The sequence below is a fragment of the Paenibacillus sp. JJ1683 genome, from assembly GCF_053006485.1.
This window is the reverse complement of sequence record NZ_CM129820.1, coordinates 2,315,180-2,334,564: the sequence shown is the minus strand read 5'-3', so window position 1 is coordinate 2,334,564 and position 19,385 is coordinate 2,315,180. Positions and strand designations below refer to the sequence as shown.

Genomic DNA, 19,385 nt, shown 5'->3' with positions numbered 1-19,385 from the left:
GTATACACTTTTTTATGTTGGATTAAGCACGAACGACTGCTTTTTCAGAGCTTTCGGACTTTTCGTCCAACCACCATGTAAAGCCTTGCTCTTCCAACAATTGATCTGAAGCTTCTGGACCGTAAGAGCCTGCCGCATACGTGTGAAGCGGAACTTCACCACGGGCAAAGGCTTCAAGTACAGGTTGAACCCACACCCAAGACAGCTCCACTTCGTTCCAATGAGCAAAGAAGGTGGAATCGCCGCGCAGCGCATCATAGATGAGGCGTTCATAGGCTTCTGGAACATCCTTAGCCTCGGAATGATAATTCATCAGAATCGTCTCCAACTGGCCATTGTTCAGCGGATCTCTACTGTTCAAACGAAGTGTTACTTTTTCATCCGGGTTAACATGGATGATCAGCAAGTTCGGGTCTGTCGGCTGCCCTTGAGCAGCATAAGGATCTGTGCTATCTTTTTTGAATTCCACAACGATACGAGTGGATTTTTCTTTCATGCGTTTGCCAGTACGAATATAGAACGGCACACCCGACCATTGTTCATTATCAATCCAAAGACGAGCTGAAATGAACGTATCATTTTGCGAATCAGGTCCGATGTCCGGCTCTTCTTTATAGGATGGAACTGCTTTTCCGTTGATTTCACCTTCGGTATATTGTCCTCTAACTACGTTGGATTTAATATCGAAAGGATCGAGGGCACGAAGCGCGTCCATCACCTTACTTTTCTCGTCCCGCACCTGGTCAGCTGTGATATGTCCCGGTTTGTCCATCGCCGTCATCATCAGCACCTGCAGCATGTGATTTTGTACCATATCACGAATAGCACCGGAGTGATCGTAGTATCCTGCTCGCTCCTCTACACCTACAGTCTCAGAAGCGGTAATTTGCACATTGGCAATGTACTGGTTGTTCCATATCCCTTGAAGCAATGGATTAGCAAATTTCAAGGCTTCCAGGTTTTGAACCATGGGCTTACCTAAGTAATGGTCAATACGATAAATTTCATCCTCAGCAAAGGTTCTGCTCAGGCGATCATTCAGCTCACGTGCCGATTCCAAATCATGCCCAAATGGTTTTTCAATAATGAGTCGTTTCCAACCCTTCGTTTCAGCCAAACCACTTTCCCGAATGTTGTGGGCAATCACATCAAAAAATTCCGGTGCCACCGATAAATAAAACATGCGGTTCCCCGGAATTCCCAAGTCATTTTCACGTTGCTCAGCAAGCTGTAGCAGCTTTTTATAATCTTCCGGGTGGTTAACGTTCAATGCGCTGTAACGGAAAGCACTTAAGAACTGATCCATCTGTGCACGGTCTTCATTCACATGTCTGGAAAAATCCTTAATGGACTGCTCTACATTACTTTGAAATTGCTCGTCTGCCACTTCACGACGCCCCATCCCAATTACAGAAAAGGAAGCCGGAATTTTACCTTCTACAAACAAATTATACAAGGCAGGGTAAATTTTGCGTTTGGCCAAATCCCCTGTCGCTCCAAATAAGACAAATGTCATTGAATCCATGAAATATTCCTTCTTCCCATTATAAAAGATGAGGTTATTAAAAGTTACCTGAGGAATTAACGTAACCCATAATACACCCAAAATAAGGGGCAAGTCAATCAAATTTTAGCGAAATCGTGAACATTCGATATATCCTGTAATGATAACGTTTTCTGTGGTATGATTGACGATAGGAAAGAGAAAAAACTGTTAAAATTGTCACAGTTGATACAATGCATTATAGTTACTATTGGTATACAGAGTTACTTTTAGTATACTGTTTAAAACAACAATGAAATTGAGGGGATTCAGATGAGCGACGACAGGCAGCCTAAGCTTTTGTGCGGTAAGGTGGAACAGTCCTTTCAGATCATCAGCAAAAAATGGACCGCTCTCATCATTCATACTTTGATGGAACATCCCAAACGATTTAGTGAAATTCAAGTCTCCATACCTGATCTTAGCAAACGCATGCTCAACGAGCGCATCAAGGAACTAGAGCTTTCCGGCCTAATCCTTCGCAATGTCATCACAGAGCGGCCTGTGCGTACCGAATATTCGCTGACACGTAAGGGTAAAGAGCTAGGTGATGCATTGAATGGTGTGGAGAGCTGGGCCGAAAGATGGCTCTAACCGCTAACAGGAGATCGCCAAACACGCTCTCCTGTTATTGTGTTACTCCATGTGGATCATAATACAAGCAATAGGACGAAAATAATGGGACAACCACGCAATAGCTCATGATTTCAGTAATGAGCCAGGAAAGGATGAGACCGATGGCATTTGGCATCACCCGACAGGAACTACTGACCTGGAAAAGAGAGGTCAGCCGTGGCGAGATTGCTTTTCTAACGCATTATTGGCTGGATGACCGCTTTCCAAGCATTACAACTGTCACCAAGGTGGGCTGTTCTGATTTGAATAAGCTACGCTCATGGTGCAAGCTCAACGGATTGGACCCCCAGTATATACATCAGCGTCAGCCCTATCCTCATTTTGATCTCATCGGTAACAAACAGACGGAAATTTTACGCAAGTATGGCATGAGCGATCAATTAAAACGCTTCGAGTCTCATCTTCAACCAAGTACACGCCCATCGTTCTAAACCGCAGCTCTCAGAGTTGCGGTATTTTTGTTTTCATACCAGATAATACCTTGTGTATCCAGATCGCTGACATAGCTCCTTCTCCCATTGCAACCGTCGCTTGCTCGGCATGAGCCCCTAAGTCTCCGGCCACCCAAACATTTTCCACGTTTGTCATTTTGCTGCGGGGATGCGTCTCAATATGCTTGTTATGCAGCAGATGCACACCCAGTTGCTCCGCCAGCTCTGAATGAACATGGTTGCTTCCAAAGGCTAAGAAGCCCCGCTCTGCTCGAACCACTTGTCCATCAGCCAGCCGCACTCCTTCAAAACAGCCCGGTTGTCCCGTGATAATCTCAGAAATGGTTGCTTCCTTATATTCAATCCCTTTTTCCCGCAGCTTCACGATCAGCTCGTCCGGTACTTCTGAACGCTCATGATTGACATAGACAAGGTGATCGGTACGTGCCGACAAAATCAAGGCCATGGAAGCTCCCGCTTTGCCCGCCCCCATGACGACTGTACTGCGATCCTGGACCTCATACCCGTCACAGTCCGGGCACACATATACACTGTTGCCCAAGCAGGCTTGTAGCCCTTCCAGCTTTGGAAAACGGTCCGTTAGCCCTGTGGCCAATAACAGCGTTTTTGACGTATAAACTGACCCTGTCTCCATTTCAATGTCAAAAAGCTCATCTCTCTTGGTCGCTTTTATCGCCTTACCGTCAACAAATTTAGTGCCTAGCTTCGTGGCTTCACTACGTCCAAGCCGTCGTAGCTCTTCACCAGAAATCCCATCAGGAAAGCCCAAAATATTATGATACTGATGGCACAGCGTAGATCGACCATAGCCCGAATCGATCACCAGCACCCGATGACTGCTGTATCTGCCCAATTGAATGGCTGCTTGCAATCCGGCAATTCCCCCACCGACAATAATGCAATCGTAGTTCATATCCTAATTCCTCCTTCAAATACGCACAAATGCTAAACATCTGCCAAAAAAAGCAATCACACTTATGTAAACTTCTCATCCAGTTTCAAACATAATATCACCCACTTACGGATGAATTAACCTCGTGCTCTATGTATTCCAAAGGTCACAAGTTCAAAAAAATGAAATGACAAATAGCACTGCGGATTATCCACAGTGCTGTTTTCAGGTTTTCATGTCAAACCTGAATCATCATACTAATATGATCATTATTTAAATGTTTTTACGCGTTCCTCAATTGGTTGGAATTCCTTATCACCTGGTTGGAATGTCGGTTTACCAAATGGCATTTCAGCAATCAGTTTCCAATGCTCAGGAATGTTCCATTCATTTTTCACTTTTTCGTCGATCAAAGGATTATAGTGCTGAAGAGATGCGCCCAATCCTTCTTGCTCCAGAGCCGTCCATACAACCAGTTGCAGCATACCGTTAGATTGATTGGCCCAGATTGGGAAATTGTCCGCATACGCTTCAAATTGTTGTTGCAGACCAGCTACCACGTTGTTGTCTTCAAAGAACAAGACCGTTCCGTAACCGCTGCGGAAACCGTTCATTTTCTCAGCAGTAGATTTGAATTGTTCTTCATTGCCTACCACTTCCCGCAAAATATCTTCTGTAATATTCCACAGTTTGTCATGATGCTCTCCGAGCAACACTACAGCGCGTGAAGTTTGGGAATTGAAAGAGGTAGGTGTGTACTTCACAGCTTCCTCTACGATCTCTTGAATCCGTTGGTCAGAAATTACTTGTTCTTTGCTAATGCCATAATAGGAGCGTCTGTCTTTCAGAGCTGTGAAGAAGTCTTTAGTCATTTTGTTACCTCCTGAGAAAAATTAATTACTTTTCGTAACTTAATATACATCGTATATATCTTAAAGTCAAGAGATTTCTTTTTAAATATTACCAGTTAGTCGAAAATTATACGCCGCCATTATATTTTTTCTCACTAGAAGAGGTGTGCTTGGTTACATCCTTGTCTCTCTCCTCTTGTCTTTCCATCTTTAAATCCTCTACGGGAATGGCATCTACCGTCTGCTCGATTTCAAAACGGTCGAACAAGCTTTCCTGATCTGTCGGATACTGCTCTGCATGATCACGATTAATCGGCTGTTCCTGATGTTTAGATTCCGTTGTCTCTTTCCCCGTCTGGCTTTTTTGCTCATTCTCACCGTGTAGCTTATCTTCAAATGGGTTCATCTTTCTTCCCTCCCTATCGGATTGGTATCCACAGTATACTTTTACCTTTCAGGTTGGGGATTAAACGCAAAAAAGAGAAAATCTCCGAAAGATTTTCTCTACTCATGCTCTTATAGATCGTTGACTGGGTTATTCCGAGCTGGATTTACGTGTACACTCATGAAAAAGATGAGGTTCCAGCTTCTCTCCCGCTACGAGCTTCTGCACCAGCTCTGTACCTGAGGCGGGGGTCATTTGACCATACCAGTCCCCTTGCGGATATACGATCACAACCGCAGCATCATGACAGCGCCCATTACAACGAGTTCTGGTCGTATGAATATAGGCTTCTGCATGTTGTTTACGAATTTCATCCCGAATTGCTTGTGTAACTTCTTCGCCTTCATGTCGCATACATGTGCCTCCATTGCAGATCAACACATGATGCTTCATCGGTTCTAAATCAAAAATAGCCATAGCTTCCCCTTTAATCAACAGTTGTTGGTTTTATATCAATGTTTATCTGGATAAAGAACAAGCCGTGCTTCCATCTGCCCGTCTTCAATCGTCAGCACGATAAATGAGTATTCGTCTTCACCGCGCTTGTCCGTGGGAGACCCCGGATTAAGGACAAGCAGATCATCTATCTTTTTGACCACAGGAATATGCGAATGTCCATAAATCAGGCAATCCAATGTTTCTCCCTTAAATGTATTCAGTGCGATATTCTCTGTCGAGCCGCGCCAGCCGTGACCATGAACCATGCCGATCCGCTTGCCTTGGGCTTCCACGATTCGTTGGTAGCCCAGACGCTCCACGATGTCGGTTCCATCATTGTTCCCGGCAATGCCTTGCACAGGCGCAAATTCAGCTAGACGTTCATAGACGAACCAATCCGTCCAGTCTCCGGCATGGAGAATGAGGTCACTGCCTTTTAACTCCTGCACAAGCCGACTAGGCAGCGTTTTGCTTCTGTGTGGCATATGAGTGTCTGAAAGTACGATGATTTTCATATCAATTTCTCCTTACCAGCGTCTTCACACGGATGAACTTTGTTGCCCAACCCGCTGCTGGAGCGCCTGCTCCAGATCTCGCAACGTAACGGTCTCGAAAAACGCCTGGATTTTCTGCTCTGCCACGGTATATAAACCATCCAACAAAGCGTCTATGTTCCTGCCAACCTCGCAATTATGATTGCTGTCGGTATGGATGGCAAACAGCGGGCCTTCATCCTTGGTCGCTTCATAGATCATTTTCAGATTGATGTTTGAACTCGACATGCTTAGACGAAAGCCGCGCGCTCCTGGTGACGAATCCACCAGACCCGCTTGCTTGAGTCGGCTCATAATTCTTCTTACAACTACCGGGTTAGTATTGATGCTGGAAGCAATAAGTGACGAAGTCATTCGCTCGGGTGCCCCTTCGGCAAGAAGAAGCAGACAATGGATACTAACGGAAAAATGGGTACTCATGTTAACCACCTTTATATGTGTGCCTCATTAAATGTTTGGTAAAATGCATGTTTCCATCATACCACAATAGAGGCAACGACACAGTGCTAACTATTCCTTACTCCGGAAAATAGTCATTTTCAGGGCGTACTCTCACTTTTAATTGGCGCACACTATATTCCAACTGCTTAATGATATCCTCCAGTTGACGTCGGTCAAGTGCATTAAAGTCGGTGGCAGGCTTGGGTGCACTTTTCAAATCACGTATGGTTGCCTGCTGCTCCTGCCACTTGTCCATCAGGTCGGCTATATTCGCATAAAAGCGTTCATAATCCTTGATTACTTCATCCAGAAAGGCATCTACCTCATCCGGATCATAGCCGCGCATTTTATTTTTGAACTGTTTCTCATGAATGGAGAGCGCGTCCAGCTGAATGCCCAGTTGTTTAAACAACTGCTTTTGCTTATCCAGACGACGCTTCATATGTTCATCCATCGGTTTTCCCTCCTTAACACACTATTCTTTTTATATCACATTCTAGGCTGGGAATAAAAGTCTCTGTGATTGCTAGGCTTTATGAACGGGTATAAAAGAGCATACACGCCACTCATACAGACCATGAAGGGGAGAGATGATCATGAACCATTTGAACGATTCGCAGCTTGCAGAGCTGAAACATATGTTATTGGAGCAGAAAAAGGATTTAGAAAAACATTTTAAACAAAATGGTCAGGAAAATACGAAATTGGGAGAAACACTGACAGATTCCACAGGGGAACTCTCATCCTATGATAACCACCCTGCTGATATAGGGACGGAAACCTTTGAACGATCCCGTGACCTGGCGATTAACGAGTCGCTGGAAAACGAACTGGAGCAGGTTAATGCAGCCCTGCAACGGATGGAAGATGGGACGTATGGAATATGTGTGGAGAGCGGCGAAGAAATTCCTTTTGAACGGTTACAAGCCATTCCATATACAGCCTATACCGTCGAGCACACGCCAACACGGGAATTATCGAATGACCGTCCAATCGAGGAACAGGTTATGACTCCGCCGCCCAAAGGTGCAGGTGAGGTTCGCCAACGGAATGCAGGACGATTTGACGATGCGGGCGCATGGGACGCAGTAGAAAAATACGGCACATCGAATTCGCCTGCGAAAGCCGCCAAGCGTGATGTCACAGATTATGATGAAAATATGTAATGCTCGAATGTGCAAAGACTCATTAAAAATATCTATGTATTAGTTCATCTAAAAAAGCAGCTTGTCCTTGAGACAGGCTGCCTTTTTATGTCTTCTGGGAATACGGTAATCCTGCTTATCCAATCTCTATCCGTTTACGACTGCGAGCTGATTCAATACAGGCGTCGATCACTTTCATATTACTAACCGCATCTTCTGGCTCATATGGCAAAGGAATACCGTCAAGTACGGCTTCGGCAAAAGCATCAGCTTGCAGTTCAAAAGAATTAAAACCCTTTAGACGTTCCTCACGCGTAACCGAACCAACGTGAACGAAAATTTGCGGTACGACAGAGGTTCTTTCCCAACCGAACATTTTGGGCATCGCAATCGTACCCTTGCTGCCGAGAATTTCCATGTTGGAACGGTTGGCTGCCCACATGCCACAATCGAAAGTAAGGTTGACTCCACCCGGAAATTCCAGCAGACCGGAGGCCATCATATCAACGTTGTCATGCTCCGGGGAAAATAAAGCATGTACCGTCACTGCCTCCGGCTCCCGATCCAAATACATACGAGCCGCTGATATCGGATACACGCCCACATCATACAACGAGCCACCGCCCATGCTTTTATTAAAGCGCACATTATCTGCCTGATCGGTATTGTTAAATGTAAACGTGCAATGAATACCGCGAATGTCACCAATTTCCCCACTATTGATGATTTCCTTAATTCTTCGATGTTTGGGATGATAGCGATACATAAAAGCTTCTGCAAAAGTCACTCCTGCACGGCGACATGCTTCAATCATACGGCTTGTCCCGGCCGAGCTAAGAGAAGATGGTTTTTCACACAAAACATGCTTGCCGGCCTCCGCTGCTTTTATGGTCCATTCTTCATGCAGATGGTTCGGCAACGGTATATACACTGCTCCGATTTCGGGATCGGCCAACAGCTCGTCATAGCTTCCATAACTTCTCGGAATATCGAACTCCCGGGCGGCCTCAGTGGCTTTATCCGCATTACGACTAGCAATTCCAAGTACTTCTCCGCGTTCGGATTGCTGAATCGCCGGAATTACAGCGATTTTGGCGATCTCCGCCGTGCCTAAAATTCCCCATTTCAGCTTTCTACCCATCATTCTCATCCTTTCGTCGTCAGGAATAGTTGTCTTGTTCCGCTTTATGCAGCATACCTAAGCAACGGTCCAGGTCGGCTTTGACCTGCTTTTTGTACAGCCGAGCTTTCTCCTCTCCATCGTCTGTGAAATGATAGAGCACAATCTCCTGGAAATCTACACGCGGGTCTGTTCCTTTTAATCGTTTGGTACGGTAAAAAACGCCTTCCTGAACCAGTTCATGCAGTGCCCGGTAGACCTCGCTTTGAGGCGGAACATATCCGAAACCACTAAACTCATCTTTCATCGATTCGAGCATCTGATATCCATATCCGCGATGCCTCTCTACCATTGTGATCAGATAAATTTTGATAAAAGCCCGCTGGGATATCATAAACGCCATTTCACAACCTCCTCTACACCTTATTCAAGTCTCTTATCTTCCATTATAAACCACTCTGCGTCCATAGACTATTTCCTTTCATAAATATGAGAGCTTACGAGAATTCTCCCTCCCTTGTGACCGGTGTTAAGATGACGAGAGCTATGGAATGAAGCATTCTAGGGTAGTGTGCGTAGCGCTGAGGGGTGATTTTATGATTTTCTATTGTGAATTTTTCATGTATTGTAATAGCATAATAACATTTAAAAAAGTATCCCTCGGCCTTCTTCTGAGGGCTTCGGGATACTTTTTGTGAAATAATGTAACTTGATCGCTGAATCAAGCTTGCTTTTGTATGGCTGGCGGACTTCCTGCCGGACGAGGACGAATCCGAAGACCCACAATCCATTTACCCAAAGGCAAATGTGCCAGCACCCATGTTCCAGCAATGGAAAAGATCATACAAAGAACAAATGAAGCCAGTGTACGAAGAACGTGACTCCAATCGGCAAACAACGCACTATCAAAATAGTAGGTTGCGCGCAACATAAAGGCATGCATCAGATACGCTCCATAGGACAATGTTCCGATGGCCGTTAGCACCCTCGCCGCACGTCCTCCCTTGTGAGCAATCCACGTTGCTATCCGGTAAGCTACAAAAATAGACGTGATGCAATATAAAGCCATGACCGGACGTAGCAGAGACAAGTAATTAAAGGAAAGAACCGTACCTTGCGGCGTCTGGAACTGACCAATCATCTCATACAGCAAGTACCCTGTAATCACGATAAACAACGGCCAGTATACCAACTGTGCCTTGATGACCCAAGCATTCCAACGCTTGATGTTCATCCCGGCTGCCGCTCCTAATATAAAATAAAAGAAAAAATAGATCACATTCCGGTCAGCATATATGGTAAACCAAGAAGAAATGACGGGAAGCTGGAGCTGATCCATCACTTGATATACGGGTCCAACCGCGAACATAAGCAAAATATAGAGTACGCTGAATCCAGCCAATGCAGTGGGTCGCCATGTTGAAGGCAGTAGCGCGGACAAACGACGTACAGCATAACGAAACACGGGAAATAACACATAACATTGGATAATCATAACGATATACCATAGATGATAGCTGCTTTTCCCGTTCAGCAGCTTCTGGACAAAATCTAACGGGTGAATAAATCCTCCACCTTGCGCAAGCTGATTCCCCAACTCGTATAAAAGAGACCATATAATATAAGGAACAATGATGTCCATGAATCGTTTACGTAAAAACGTTCCATATTTTAAGGCTCCATCATAATTGTAAAATAACACCATTCCAGTAATAAACACAAACACAGGCACTGCAAATTTGGAACACAGCAGTAATAGTGTCATCACAACTCCGTCCTGGATGCGCGCCCCCTGCGCAACCGCATAGTGTGCGACGGAATGCTGAAGAACAACGGCTGCAAAAGCCAGTCCTCTCAGCAAAGCAACTTCGGAAATTCTCTCTTTTTGACTCATGTCACTCTCCTGTTGCATCTAGCAATTTATAAATCCAGGATTTTTGTAAAATCCCCAAATCTATTATAACGACAATTCTATAAAAATATATAGGAGGATAAACGTGCCAATGCAAGCCAAGCATCATCTGACTTAGGTGGTTTCAATAAGTAGGTAACACATAAAAGCAGCAGTCTTCCCTCTGGGGGAGACTGCTGCTGTAGAAATAACCTGTATACAAAGGAGATAGAAAAGCCTGTTAAATCACGTCCTTAACTAGCCGTTCGGTGTTTACAGGTTCCTTCTAGTATCTGTGTACGCACCTGTCCGCGAATCTGCCACCGTATCATCATATGTTCTGTAACGATCCGCATTCAGAGAACGATTGGTGCGGAAAATATCATAAACATCCCTGTGATGATCAGCGGAATCCACCAGCACTAAAATCTTGCCCTGATCGACGTATGTCTCGTATTGACGGGCATCATCTTCTGGAATGCCTAGTCCGACCAGCCCACCGACCAAGCCACCTGCTCCCGCTCCGACAGCTGCCCCAGTAAGGGTAGCCGCAATAGGTCCAGCTGCAAGAATAGGTCCGATACCTGGAATAGCCAAGGCACCAATGCCTGCCAGCAATCCAGCGACACCGCCTACAACACCACCAGTAGCCGCTCCTGTAGCCACACCCTCCGGTGCTTTGGTGCCTGTCTCTTCACTAATCGTCCTTAAGTCGTCACGGTCACGTGTGATCACAGAAATTTCACTGCTTGGGATTCCTTTGCTCTGCAATTGTCCAATTGCACGAGATGCTTCCTGCTCGGTATCAAAAACACCAACAATTTTCTTTTCATTATAATCGTTTAAGTTATTAGCCATGATAGTTACCTCCCAATATGTTGTTGTTGAGTGGTTCGTTTTTTTATTACCCCACTATCCTGACGTTTAAACGATTTTACAAAATTCGCGATGATGTCTATACCAGGTTCGGCTGCCGATTATCGCTTGGGCTTTGCTCTGTTAGTCGCCACAGCTTCTAGTGGATCATCTGGCCAATAATGCTTGGGGTATCTTCCTTTTAGGTCCTTTTTGACTTCAAAATATGCCTCGCTCCAGAAGCTGGACAGGTCGGATGTCACTTGCACAGGTCGCTGGGCTGGTGACAGGAGGTGCAGCACAATCGGAACTCGTCCGCGTCCAATACGGGGCGTATCCTTCATGCCGAACAGTTCTTGTAGTCTCACGGCCAGTGAAGGTGCCTCAGGTTGAGAATAATCGACAGGAATACGAGAACCACTGGCTACACGTATATGCGTCGGTGCTTCCTGTTCGAGCTGCTGTCGCTGTTCCCAATTCAATCTGCCAAGCAGCAATTCACTACCGTCCAGTCGTTGCAGATCAGCTAAATTTTTGGCACCAACTGCAAATGGCAGCAGCCACGATTCCAGTGAATCCAGCAGCGCGGATTCCGAACTGTCAGGCCAATCCTCGGGCGCAGAGAAGTGCATAAAAATCAAACGCGCCTGCAACTGGAGAGTTTGCCGATTCCAGGACAGCAGTTTGAGACCACGTTCCCGGACACCCTGCATTAAGGCAGCAGCGATTTCCTCTGCCGGAGGTCGCTCATAGGACGCTTCCTTTAGGATAAGCGAGCCCAGCCGCAGTACCTTACGGGCTCTCACGGCTGAAGCGGAGCTATCCCAGTATACGTTGGCTTGTTCCAGCAGCAAATCACTGCAATGCTGGATCAGCTCTTGCAATTCAATCGGAGCCGCCAACTGAATGGCGCCATCTGCTCCCTCGTCGTCCACTTCGGCGGCGACGAGATAGGACGAACGCGATATCCACTCCACTTGTCGGAGTCGCGCCCCCCGGCCGCCGCTAAGCAAAAAGCGGCCATCCCCTCGGCCCTGCGCGATCCGATCCGGATACGCAAAGGCCAGCAGTAGCCCGCAGGCCGCGGAGCCGTCAGGCTCGTCCTGCAATGCGGCTGTGGTCGGCAGCGTGGCTAGCAGCTGCCGACTCTCCTGCACGATACGACGAATCACCGTATCGTCTGCCGCTCCCAGCAGGCTGTGCGTGCTGCGGGCATGAGCCGCCTCGCGCAAGGCATCCAGCCGCGGGCGCAAATCCGTTCCGCCATGAGCACGGAACGGGTCCCGCTCTTGCAGCAGCGCCGCCAGACGGCTGGCGGTTGGGGCCAGGCCGAGAGCTGCTGCGCGCAGCAGCATGTGTCCTAAGCGCGGGTGCGTACCCAAGGCGGATACCTCGCGCCCATGCGCGGTGATGCCGCCTGCTGTACCATCGGCTGCGGCATCCAGGCATCCAAGCTGGCGCAGCAGACCTGTGGCCTGGTGGTACGCCGCATCAGGCGGGGCATCCAGCCAGCCCAGCTCGGCGGGCTCGCGCACGCCCCAGGCCGCCAGCTCCAGCGCGAGCGGGGCCAGATCCGCCGCCGCGATTTCCGGGCGGCTGGCATCAGGGAGCGCGGCATGCTCCTGCGCGCTCCACAGCCGGTAGCACACGCCCGGCTGGAGACGGCCCGCCCGCCCGCGCCGCTGATCGGCGGAGGCCTTGGACACCTTAACGGTGGTCAAACGGCTCATGCCGGTTCGCGCGGAAAACACCGATTCGCGTGACAGTCCGCTATCGATCACCACCGTAATCCCCGCGATGGTCAAGCTGGACTCGGCAATCGAGGTGGCTAATACCACTTTACGGCTGTCCGGAGCCGACGGGCGTATTGCCTCATCTTGCTGCTCCAGCTTCATGCTGCCGTACAGCGGAATGATTTTGACGGAGGCCGGTAAATTTCTGGACGTCAGTTCTCGTTCTGTTCTATGAATTTCTCTAGCCCCTGGTAAAAACACCAGTAAATCGCCTTCATGGGCATAAAGCGCCTTTTCTACCGTCTCAGCCGTAAAAGACTCTAATGAGGTTGACGAAGGCTTGGACATATGCAAGGTTTCTACCGGAAATACGGTGCCTGGGCACTCCAGTAAGGGTGCATCCCCTAGCAGTCTGCATACAGGCTCTGCCTCTAGGGTGGCAGACATGATTAATATTTTCAAATCCGGTCGCAGCAGCGCCTGGCTTTGCAGGGCAAGTGCCAAGCCCAAGTCTGCATGCAAGCTGCGTTCGTGAAACTCATCAAAAATAATCAGCCCGACCCCCTCCAAAGCCTGATCATGTTGCAACATCCGGGTCAGTACGCCCTCCGTAACCACTTCAATCCGCGTGCTTGGTCCTACCTTTGTATCCACACGAACGCGGTAACCTACGGTCTTCCCAGTTGACTCGCCTAGCGCCCTTGCCATTTGCGCTGCTGCCGCACGTGCTGCCAAGCGTCGCGGCTCCAGCATAATTATCTTTTGCTCCGCCAGCCACGGCTCATGCAGCAGTTCTAATGGTGTTACTGTTGTTTTCCCCGCTCCCGGCTGTGCAATCAGGACCGCCGCTGAATGGGATAGCAAGGCATGCTTAAGCTCGGGGATGACTTGCGTAATAGGCAATTGTTTATCTGTCAATGAAATCTCTCCAATGATACGCTTGAGGCGTAGAATCTAAGTTTGAATTCTTTTGCTATTATGAATTTTTCACTACCTGTAATTATTGAAAATCGAATAAAAAATGTTAAACTGGTCCACAGCAAAGGGATTTCATCTCATCTGTCGTGCATGATTCTTCTAAATCTATTATACAGATATTTAAATTTGCCGTCTGGTCCTCGCAGGTATGCACACTTTCCCGTGCCAGTTCCTATACTTGTCGAGATGCACTCGCGGCAAGATCGTTTTATAATATAGTTGATATGGATTGCTAAAGGACGGATTGTAGAAACACGGAATACAGAATCGAGGTAACTTCGTATGGAATTACAAACCCAACCCATTAGAGGACGATTCGCCCCAACACCATCGGGATGGATACACTTAGGAAACGCTCGCACCGCCTTATTATCCTGGCTGCATGTTCGTTCCCTAGGCGGAACCTATATTTTGCGCATAGAAGATATTGATATGACACGAGCTCGCAGCGCATTGGCGCAAGGAATTATGGAGGATTTGCGCTGGATCGGGCTGGATTGGGACGAAGGACCCGACATTGGCGGTCCCTATGGTCCTTACAGTCAGAGCCAGCGACTGGAACGCTTCCAATCTGCATTGGAGAAACTCCAGGGGCAAGATTTACTGTATCCTTGTTTTTGCAGTCGGGCAGACATTATGGCTGCCGCCCATGCTCCGCACGGACTGTCGGGTGAAGGACCTGCATATTCAGGGTCATGTCGTAACCTTAGCTCTTCAGAAGCTCTAGCTAAAGCACAGCATAAACTCCCTTCACTTCGTTTTAAAGTACCGCAGCATTCAGATGATATTATTTCTTTTCATGATCAGGTAGCTGGTCATGTATCCTTCCGTGCGTCGGAGGGGGGCGATTTTATCATCAAACGGGCGGATGGCATGTTTTCATATCAACTTGCCGTCGTCGTCGATGATGCGGATATGCATATGACCGATGTGCTGCGCGGATATGATCTTCTCGATTCATCTCCCCGTCAGCTATTGTTATACCAAGCACTGGGCTTAGAGCCGCCACGTTTCGCACACGTTCCCCTTGTCCTGGGCCCTGATGGACGTAGACTGGCCAAACGACATGGTGGCGTAGCACTCCGAGCCATGCGTCGGCAAGGAATTACACCGGAAGCCGTCATTGGCTGGCTCGCCTACTTTTCCGGGCTGCTGGATTCTCCCGAGCCTGTGAAGGCTGTGGATTTAATCGATGGCTTTCATTTGGACAAGCTGCCTCGGGGGCCAGTCCTCCTGACCAAGCAATGCCTCACGAAGTTATCTGCACTGCAACAGTAATGAGAATAAACACGGAAAGCAAAGTGTGTGGACAAGGGCATTTTGCCCTTTGCTCCTTTCGCTGTTATTCCTCCAGTCGCTGACGCACAGCAGACTCATATTCATAAAATACAGACGACATATTTAGCCCTCTTTCCTCCAGCAGCATACGAAGACGAAGTGATTTTTCAGTCAGCCTGCGACTGATTCGCTGTTGCTCTCCTGCCTCATGACAAGCGTGAAGCAAATCACGTAGCTGGACACATTCCTTTTGCAGCTGTAGCTCTTCCGGTAAAATACCTGCATTTTTCAACAGCTTGTACGACATCCGCAGCTCTTCTGGAACATGTGACAAATCCTCAATCACCAGTGGCTTGCCCTCTCCCGGCAAATGATCAAACTCACCTTTGGCCATCGCCTCGGCAATCTTCTGCTCTGCCATTCTAGAGAACATTCTCATTCACTCCTTGTAATAAGCGTCCTATGTACAATCTATATTAAATAAACCGGGAGTCCTTTGCCACTGTAGCTTACATATTATGAGGTTGTCCTGTATTTCTGTCGGAGAGTGATGGTTATTCTTCGATTCTAAGCAACTGACATACTTGTTTTCTATATTTTTTGGCCTTACGTGTTCCATGAATGAGATTGGACAAGCGGCTAGCAGGAATATGATAGGTGTCACAAAAAGTTCTCTGATCCATTTGCTTCTCAACTAGCTTTTCTTTGATTTTCCAGCCCAAAGGGGTTACAGGATTTCGTTTGTTCAACAGCGCTACCACATCTTCATAGTATAGGATTTAGGATTTTTATTGGAGTTTGGAGATTGGAGTTCGTCTTCCTTTAAAATGCATCATGCACACACATTAGCTAAGATTTCATTTTGCAATTTTGGTATTGATTCAATAATTCATCCAGTTTCATGGATTGTTCAATTACTTTAGGATGCGTTAAAAATCCGTATTTTTTCTGCACTTGGTACAGTCTTTTTCTGGCCCGTTCGACACGAAGTAAAGTCACACCTGGATTCATCAGCATGATTCCCCCTTCTGTGTCATATTCTAATGCAAAACGTAATTTTTTGGATTTTTTTAAAATACGCTTAACAAAAAAAGTGCTTCTGGAACATTCCAGATGCACTTTTTGTCGGTTTATGTTTGGTTAAAATATAACAGACTCTTACAAACTTAGCTTAAAACCCAACTATTATTTCACTATACAGTCGTATATTACTTCCTTTGCCACCCCCTCCATATTTCCTGGATAAAGTCAGGTGTGGGTTAAAATTTGTAGCAACAGTGACGCTTTACTTGCACAGCAATATTATCTTCTCCATTTTCCATCTACATTTGTTTTTTCAGCTTGGAATCAACATTGATAAATAATTGATTACTACTAATAATAAAATAATCTTTCTTTCCGCCCTTCTCTAATTAAACTCTCATACCTCGTACACAATCTAAAGTCTGCAAATTGTTTAAACTGCTCAAATAATTTTATGCAACTAATGAAAAAAGCTTCTTTGTTAATGACTAATGATTTAGATAAAACGTCTAGTAAGTGTTTAAAGCCAAGTGAGTAATTACCTTTATTTAAATAATATTTAGCCAGCTCATATTTAAAACGTGTTGATTGTTCTGGAACCACTTGATAAGTGTACATATCAGCAGATAATTGCTGTTGAGTAATCGAATCAATCTCCGTTTCGAACTGTTTAAGTATGTCATCCACATCAACTTGATATCGGTTAGCCGCCATCATAATATTCAACAGCTTTGTAATCATTTCTTTTTCAGAAGCATCTGGCGATGCAGCAATATATTCAACATAATTGTTTAGTACACTTATATCTCCAAATAATAGTTTATAGGTGTAAGTATTACCTTCTGCCCAATCTTGAAACTGTTTAATCCAATGCAGAGTATTCTCGTCCGTCTCTTTGACCCAATCTAAATTAGCGTAGGCGTATGTATATTCTAATGCCTGATCATAATCGCCTTTGGCCTCATATACACTGGCACACAATAAATCGGCATAGGTAATATACACAAACAAGGGACGACTCAGCTTCTTTTCAAGTTGCGCATGGTTTCGCTTCTTCTGCTGATGCTCCAATGTATATTGGATTTCAGCTTTATCTCTCATTTTGCGAGCAATCACATCAAGTCTGTCCCATAAGCGCAAAGAACGATACACATTCGCCAAATCCTTTAAGGCATCAAGCTGATCTATTTCATCCAGTCGTTCCACGAAGGGTTCAAATAATGTGGCTGCCTTGAGATTAAGACCTTGATCGTCTCCAACTTGAATCGTGAATATGCGATATTGACAGATGGCCAAGCGTTCAGAATGCTGATATTTCTCCACTTCTGCGACATTCTCATAAAGCAACAGCGCAGCAGCATGTCTTCTCTGTTCAAATAATGCTTCTGCAATATCAAATAGTCTGGACGCATACAGCGGATTGTCCATAATATGACCAACCATTCGACGGATTGCATCCAGCTTGTCCAACTCCGCACAACGATACAGTAATGGCTCGATTCGCCTAAAATTCGGAGAAAGTTCAATGATATAATTTTCTATGTATAGATCGTAAAAATAGCCTTCTGGCAAATCCATAGCCACAGTAATTCGGTCAAGCTGCTGGACAGAAACAGGACGATGCTGAGCAATTCAATTACTAAGCGTTCTTTGATGAACCCCTGAATATTCGGCAAATTGACTCAACGTCATATCATTTTGTTTTAGATAAACCTCAAACTTCGCTGAAATCGTAGGTGTATGCTTCAAGTCATAACCACCCTTCACATAAAAATTCCATAATTTTAAAAATCACCCTCTATTCTTCTCCAAAATTAACCACCTGTCAATATATTATGCAACTAATGTTTATAACGAAAATTCAGCATATCTTACACATATTGAGACATGTTAGACGAGCGACATCCTGAAATGATTGGATTGATCCAAGTAAAAGGTTCAATGAGTTGACATGACTAATTCATTTCCCTTTGTGAATTCTCACCAACAAATGGTATAGAGGTCCCATGCGGAAACTCACGGGACCTTTTAATTACATGAAAAATCCCCTGATATTGATACAATCAAGGGATACATAAGTCATTTCTCGCGCTTTAATAATGCGAAGTTGATTATTTCTCCAGTCACAATTCCTGTCAAAATTGCATAGATGCCCATAGCGCTCATCTTATATCCTAAAGCGTAAAATAACCCTATACCTATTGCGTAGCTCAATAAAATCGTTACATAGCGTTTTAGAAACTTACTCATGGAAATTCTCATAAGCAACTCCCCAGTTAATTTTATGCTTCAACATAGTAATGTTAGTTAATTATTGCATAAAAGTAAGGGGGAATTTGTCGAAAAAGGAATCCGTTAAAAAGAAATTTGCACTATTTACTGCTGGGCGGGGCACGAAACGAGACTTCTTTTTCATATCATCCATGCACTCACATGGAGCGTAACCAGCTTATCCGATAGGAGGCACAATGAAAGATATTTTAATTCACGCACTCATATAGAGTGCGACTTTCAAACCTTCACCAAATTATAACACGGTGAGGGGATTTCAATCCACGCACTCCATGCAGAGTGCGACTGTGTTAAGTGCAGAGAGCTTCCGCAAGCAGTTCGATTTCAATCCACGCACTCCATACAGAGTGCGACGTTAACCAGCGGAAACATGAAACAGCCTGGTCAATTTCAATCCACGCACTCCATACAGAGTGCGACCCGGACGAAATCATAAGCCAGTTGATTGAGGACTTGATTTCAATCCACGCACTCCATACAGAGTGCGACGATGCAGACGCTTATCGAAGGCAAGGAGAACGCAGAAATTTCAATCCACGCACTCCATACAGAGTGCGACACGACTAAAATTCTGCATCGACTTACCCAAAGCCAATTTCAATCCACGCACTCCATACAGAGTGCGACTTTGTGTCTTGTCGTTCCTTCTATGTTAATTTACAATTTCAATCCACGCACTCCATACAGAGTGCGACTTTAGGAATAGGATCAGGAGCAGGATCAGGAGCAATTTCAATCCACGCACTCCATACAGAGTGCGACCTATTCCTAAACATAATAGTAGTTCGTCTATAAAGGATTTCAATCCACGCACTCCA

Annotated in this window: 20 protein-coding genes, 1 pseudogene and 1 CRISPR repeat array (1 of these 22 cut by a window edge); of the genes and pseudogenes, 4 read left to right on the top strand and 17 right to left on the bottom strand. The window is 45.8% G+C overall.

All coding sequences use genetic code 11. The features are described from left to right. Positions 1-22 precede the first annotated feature (22 nt). On the bottom strand, positions 23-1,525 hold the full coding sequence (gene zwf / locus ACUC6J_RS10365; RefSeq protein WP_447250135.1) for a glucose-6-phosphate dehydrogenase: 1,503 nt from the start codon (positions 1,523-1,525) through the stop codon (positions 23-25). 291 nt (positions 1,526-1,816) lie between these two features. On the opposite strand from zwf, the gene ACUC6J_RS10360 reads away from it, so the two are divergent. Both ACUC6J_RS10360 and ACUC6J_RS10355 read left to right on the top strand, forming a co-directional pair. Next, positions 1,817-2,137, top strand: coding sequence for a winged helix-turn-helix transcriptional regulator (locus ACUC6J_RS10360; RefSeq protein ID WP_014599691.1), 321 nt, complete (start codon positions 1,817-1,819; stop codon positions 2,135-2,137). A gap of 143 nt (positions 2,138-2,280) precedes the next feature. After that, positions 2,281-2,610, top strand: coding sequence for a hypothetical protein (locus tag ACUC6J_RS10355; RefSeq protein WP_031463355.1), 330 nt, complete (start codon positions 2,281-2,283; stop codon positions 2,608-2,610). A 10-nt stretch (positions 2,611-2,620) separates the two neighbouring features. Here ACUC6J_RS10355 and ACUC6J_RS10350 read toward each other — a convergent pair whose 3' ends face one another. From ACUC6J_RS10350 to ACUC6J_RS10320, 7 genes are all read right to left on the bottom strand, one after another. Next, a complete protein-coding gene (locus ACUC6J_RS10350) occupies positions 2,621-3,544 on the bottom strand; it encodes an NAD(P)/FAD-dependent oxidoreductase (protein ID WP_290409179.1) in 924 nt (307 codons plus the stop codon). Between the two features lie 248 nt (positions 3,545-3,792). Then, positions 3,793-4,395, bottom strand: coding sequence for a nitroreductase family protein (locus ACUC6J_RS10345; protein WP_016821049.1), 603 nt, complete (start codon positions 4,393-4,395; stop codon positions 3,793-3,795). Between the two features lie 106 nt (positions 4,396-4,501). Then, the gene (locus ACUC6J_RS10340; protein ID WP_025364693.1) at positions 4,502-4,780 is read right to left on the bottom strand and encodes a hypothetical protein; all 279 of its coding nucleotides are present in this window, start codon (positions 4,778-4,780) and stop codon (positions 4,502-4,504) included. Positions 4,781-4,909: 129 nt separating this feature from the next. Beyond that, positions 4,910-5,236, bottom strand: a complete 327-nt coding sequence (locus tag ACUC6J_RS10335; protein WP_017428329.1) for a (2Fe-2S) ferredoxin domain-containing protein — start codon at positions 5,234-5,236, stop codon at positions 4,910-4,912. Between the two features lie 35 nt (positions 5,237-5,271). Next, entirely contained in the window at positions 5,272-5,772 is a 501-nt protein-coding gene (locus ACUC6J_RS10330; protein ID WP_447250134.1) for a metallophosphoesterase family protein, read from the bottom strand. 24 nt (positions 5,773-5,796) lie between these two features. Beyond that, positions 5,797-6,231, bottom strand: a complete 435-nt coding sequence (locus tag ACUC6J_RS10325) for an Rrf2 family transcriptional regulator (RefSeq protein ID WP_013310015.1) — start codon at positions 6,229-6,231, stop codon at positions 5,797-5,799. Between the two features lie 97 nt (positions 6,232-6,328). Then, a complete protein-coding gene (locus ACUC6J_RS10320; RefSeq protein ID WP_016821045.1) occupies positions 6,329-6,706 on the bottom strand; it encodes a DivIVA domain-containing protein in 378 nt (125 codons plus the stop codon). 142 nt (positions 6,707-6,848) lie between these two features. On the opposite strand from ACUC6J_RS10320, the gene ACUC6J_RS10315 reads away from it, so the two are divergent. Then, entirely contained in the window at positions 6,849-7,418 is a 570-nt protein-coding gene (locus ACUC6J_RS10315; protein WP_447250133.1) for a TraR/DksA C4-type zinc finger protein, read from the top strand. Positions 7,419-7,533: 115 nt separating this feature from the next. Here the strand turns inward: ACUC6J_RS10315 and ACUC6J_RS10310 are convergent, their stop codons facing one another. From ACUC6J_RS10310 to hrpB, 5 genes are all read right to left on the bottom strand, one after another. Continuing rightward, positions 7,534-8,538, bottom strand: coding sequence for a Gfo/Idh/MocA family protein (locus ACUC6J_RS10310; RefSeq protein WP_193190043.1), 1,005 nt, complete (start codon positions 8,536-8,538; stop codon positions 7,534-7,536). Between the two features lie 19 nt (positions 8,539-8,557). Further along, positions 8,558-8,920, bottom strand: a complete 363-nt coding sequence (locus ACUC6J_RS10305; protein WP_013310011.1) for a helix-turn-helix transcriptional regulator — start codon at positions 8,918-8,920, stop codon at positions 8,558-8,560. A 318-nt stretch (positions 8,921-9,238) separates the two neighbouring features. Continuing rightward, complete coding sequence (locus ACUC6J_RS10300) at positions 9,239-10,411, bottom strand: acyltransferase (protein ID WP_447250132.1); 1,173 nt, start codon at positions 10,409-10,411, stop codon at positions 9,239-9,241. A 270-nt stretch (positions 10,412-10,681) separates the two neighbouring features. Further along, positions 10,682-11,266 (bottom strand): general stress protein, encoded by a 585-nt coding sequence (locus ACUC6J_RS10295; protein ID WP_017428324.1) that lies wholly within the window; start codon positions 11,264-11,266, stop codon positions 10,682-10,684. Between the two features lie 119 nt (positions 11,267-11,385). Further along, on the bottom strand, positions 11,386-13,914 hold the full coding sequence (hrpB, locus tag ACUC6J_RS10290; RefSeq protein ID WP_447250131.1) for an ATP-dependent helicase HrpB: 2,529 nt from the start codon (positions 13,912-13,914) through the stop codon (positions 11,386-11,388). A 342-nt stretch (positions 13,915-14,256) separates the two neighbouring features. Between hrpB and gluQRS the strand changes: the two genes are divergently transcribed. After that, positions 14,257-15,252 (top strand): tRNA glutamyl-Q(34) synthetase GluQRS, encoded by a 996-nt coding sequence (gene gluQRS, locus ACUC6J_RS10285; RefSeq protein WP_447250130.1) that lies wholly within the window; start codon positions 14,257-14,259, stop codon positions 15,250-15,252. Positions 15,253-15,316: 64 nt separating this feature from the next. Here the strand turns inward: gluQRS and ACUC6J_RS10280 are convergent, their stop codons facing one another. The 4 genes and pseudogenes from ACUC6J_RS10280 to ACUC6J_RS10265 form a co-directional block, all read right to left on the bottom strand. Next, the gene (locus tag ACUC6J_RS10280) at positions 15,317-15,691 is read right to left on the bottom strand and encodes a DnaJ family domain-containing protein (RefSeq protein ID WP_025364688.1); all 375 of its coding nucleotides are present in this window, start codon (positions 15,689-15,691) and stop codon (positions 15,317-15,319) included. A 115-nt stretch (positions 15,692-15,806) separates the two neighbouring features. Continuing rightward, on the bottom strand, positions 15,807-16,001 hold the full coding sequence (locus ACUC6J_RS10275; protein ID WP_017428320.1) for a Rha family transcriptional regulator: 195 nt from the start codon (positions 15,999-16,001) through the stop codon (positions 15,807-15,809). A gap of 100 nt (positions 16,002-16,101) precedes the next feature. Continuing rightward, complete coding sequence (locus tag ACUC6J_RS10270; protein ID WP_017428319.1) at positions 16,102-16,269, bottom strand: aspartyl-phosphate phosphatase Spo0E family protein; 168 nt, start codon at positions 16,267-16,269, stop codon at positions 16,102-16,104. A 357-nt stretch (positions 16,270-16,626) separates the two neighbouring features. Further along, positions 16,627-18,024, bottom strand: a pseudogene (locus ACUC6J_RS10265) (helix-turn-helix domain-containing protein). 796 nt (positions 18,025-18,820) lie between these two features. Then, positions 18,821-19,385: a CRISPR direct-repeat array (repeat unit 33 nt; unit sequence ATTTCAATCCACGCACTCCATACAGAGTGCGAC); it runs 149 nt beyond the window's last position.